This is a genomic window from Aeromonas sp. EERV15 (genome assembly GCF_900079845.1).
GTDB lineage: Bacteria > Pseudomonadota > Gammaproteobacteria > Enterobacterales > Aeromonadaceae > Aeromonas > Aeromonas sobria.
This window is the reverse complement of the sequence record NZ_FKKY02000042.1, coordinates 1-2,945: the sequence shown is the minus strand read 5'-3', so window position 1 is coordinate 2,945 and position 2,945 is coordinate 1. Positions and strand designations below refer to the sequence as shown.

The following is a 2,945-nucleotide window of genomic DNA, read 5'->3' as shown; positions in this document are numbered from 1 at the left end:
GCGTTGTTTCGACGACACTTCTTGGGGTTGTATGGTTAAGTGACTAAGCGTACATGGTGGATGCCTTGGCAGTCAGAGGCGATGAAGGACGTACTAACCTGCGATAAGCTGTGAGAAGTCGGTAAGAGACGCTATTACTCACAGATTTCCGAATGGGGAAACCCACCCAGCATAAGCTGGGTATCGTTAAGTGAATACATAGCTTAACGAGGCGAACCGGGAGAACTGAAACATCTAAGTACCCCGAGGAAAAGAAATCAACCGAGATTCCCTTAGTAGCGGCGAGCGAACGGGGATTAGCCCTTAAGTTTCTTGGAAGTTAGTGGAATGGTCCTGGAAAGGCCAGCGATACAGGGTGATAGCCCCGTACATGAAAACGACCTTGAAGTGAAATCGAGTAGGGCGGGACACGTGACATCCTGTCTGAATATGGGGGGACCATCCTCCAAGGCTAAATACTCCTGACTGACCGATAGTGAACCAGTACCGTGAGGGAAAGGCGAAAAGAACCCCTGTGAGGGGAGTGAAATAGAACCTGAAACCGTGTACGTACAAGCAGTGGGAGCCCTTCGGGGTGACTGCGTACCTTTTGTATAATGGGTCAGCGACTTACATTTTGTAGCGAGGTTAACCGTATAGGGGAGCCGTAGGGAAACCGAGTCTTAACTGGGCGTCTAGTTGCAAGGTGTAGACCCGAAACCGGGTGATCTAGCCATGGGCAGGTTGAAGGTTGAGTAACATCAACTGGAGGACCGAACCCACTAACGTTGCAAAGTTAGGGGATGACCTGTGGCTGGGGGTGAAAGGCCAATCAAACTCGGAGATAGCTGGTTCTCCCCGAAAGCTATTTAGGTAGCGCCTCGGACGAATACTACTGGGGGTAGAGCACTGTTTGGACTAGGGGGTCATCCCGACTTACCAACTCCATGCAAACTCCGAATACCAGTAAGTAATATCCGGGAGACACACGGCGGGTGCTAACGTCCGTCGTGAAGAGGGAAACAACCCAGACCGCCAGCTAAGGTCCCAAAGTTCTGGTTAAGTGGGAAACGATGTGGGAAGGCTCAGACAGCTAGGATGTTGGCTTAGAAGCAGCCATCATTTAAAGAAAGCGTAATAGCTCACTAGTCGAGTCGGCCTGCGCGGAAGATGTAACGGGGCTCAAACCAGGCACCGAAGCTGCGGATTCAATCTTATGATTGAGTGGTAGGGGAGCGTTCTGTAAGTCTGCGAAGGTGTATCGAGAGGTATGCTGGAGATATCAGAAGTGCGAATGCTGACGTAAGTAACGATAAAGGGGGTGAAAAACCTCCTCGCCGGAAGACCAAGGGTTCCTGTCCAACGTTAATCGGGGCAGGGTGAGTCGACCCCTAAGGTGAGGCCGAAAGGCGTAATCGATGGGAAGCAGGTTAATATTCCTGCACGACTTGTAATTGCGATGGGGGGACGGAGAAGGCTAGGTGGGCCAGGCGACGGTTGTCCTGGTGAAAGTGCGTAGGCGGTATTTCTAGGCAAATCCGGAGATACAACGCTGAGACACGAGACGAACGCACTACGGTGCGGAAGCCATTGATGCCATGCTTCCAGGAAAAGCCTCTAAGCTTCAGATTACAAGTCATCGTACCCCAAACCGACACAGGTGGTCGGGTAGAGAATACCAAGGCGCTTGAGAGAACTCGGGTGAAGGAACTAGGCAAAATAGAACCGTAACTTCGGGAGAAGGTTCGCTCTTGACAGTGAAGTCCCTTGCGGATGGAGCAGTTGGGAGTCGCAGTGACCAGATGGCTGGGACTGTTTATCAAAAACACAGCACTCTGCAAACACGAAAGTGGACGTATAGGGTGTGACACCTGCCCGGTGCCGGAAGGTTAATTGATGGGGTTAGCGCAAGCGAAGCTCTTGATCGAAGCCCCGGTAAACGGCGGCCGTAACTATAACGGTCCTAAGGTAGCGAAATTCCTTGTCGGGTAAGTTCCGACCTGCACGAATGGTGTAACCATGGCCATGCTGTCTCCACCCGAGACTCAGTGAAATCGAATTCGCCGTGAAGATGCGGTGTACCCGCGGCTAGACGGAAAGACCCCGTGAACCTTTACTACAGCTTGGCACTGAACATTGAACCTACATGTGTAGGATAGGTGGGAGGCTTTGAAGCGATAACGCTAGTTGTCGTGGAGCCGTCCTTGAAATACCACCCTTGTATGTTTGATGTTCTAACGCAGGGCCCTGAATCGGGCTCGCGGACAGTGCCTGGTGGGTAGTTTGACTGGGGCGGTCTCCTCCCAAAGAGTAACGGAGGAGCACGAAGGTTGGCTAATCCTGGTCGGACATCAGGAGGTTAGTGCAATGGCATAAGCCAGCTTAACTGCGAGACGGACAGGTCGAGCAGGTACGAAAGTAGGTCATAGTGATCCGGTGGTTCTGAATGGAAGGGCCATCGCTCAACGGATAAAAGGTACTCCGGGGATAACAGGCTGATACCGCCCAAGAGTTCATATCGACGGCGGTGTTTGGCACCTCGATGTCGGCTCATCACATCCTGGGGCTGAAGTCGGTCCCAAGGGTATGGCTGTTCGCCATTTAAAGTGGTACGCGAGCTGGGTTCAGAACGTCGTGAGACAGTTCGGTCCCTATCTGCCGTGGGCGTTGGATGATTGAAGGGAGTTGCTCCTAGTACGAGAGGACCGGAGTGAACGAACCTCTGGTGTTCGGGTTGTCACGCCAGTGGCACTGCCCGGTAGCTAAGTTCGGAATCGATAACCGCTGAAAGCATCTAAGCGGGAAGCGAGCCCTGAGATGAGTCATCCCTGACCCCTTGAGGGTCCTAAAGGGCCGTTGGAGACCACAACGTTGATAGGTGGGGTGTGTAAGCGCGGCGACGTGTTGAGCTAACCCATACTAATTACCCGTGAGGCTTAACCATACAACACCCAAGAAGTGTTCTG

Annotated in this window: 1 rRNA gene; it reads left to right on the top strand. The window is 52.6% G+C overall.

The features are described 5' to 3' along the window. The first annotated feature begins 33 nt into the window (after positions 1-33). Positions 34-2,923 (top strand): 23S ribosomal RNA (locus BN4575_RS20260). Positions 2,924-2,945: the final 22 nt, after the last annotated feature.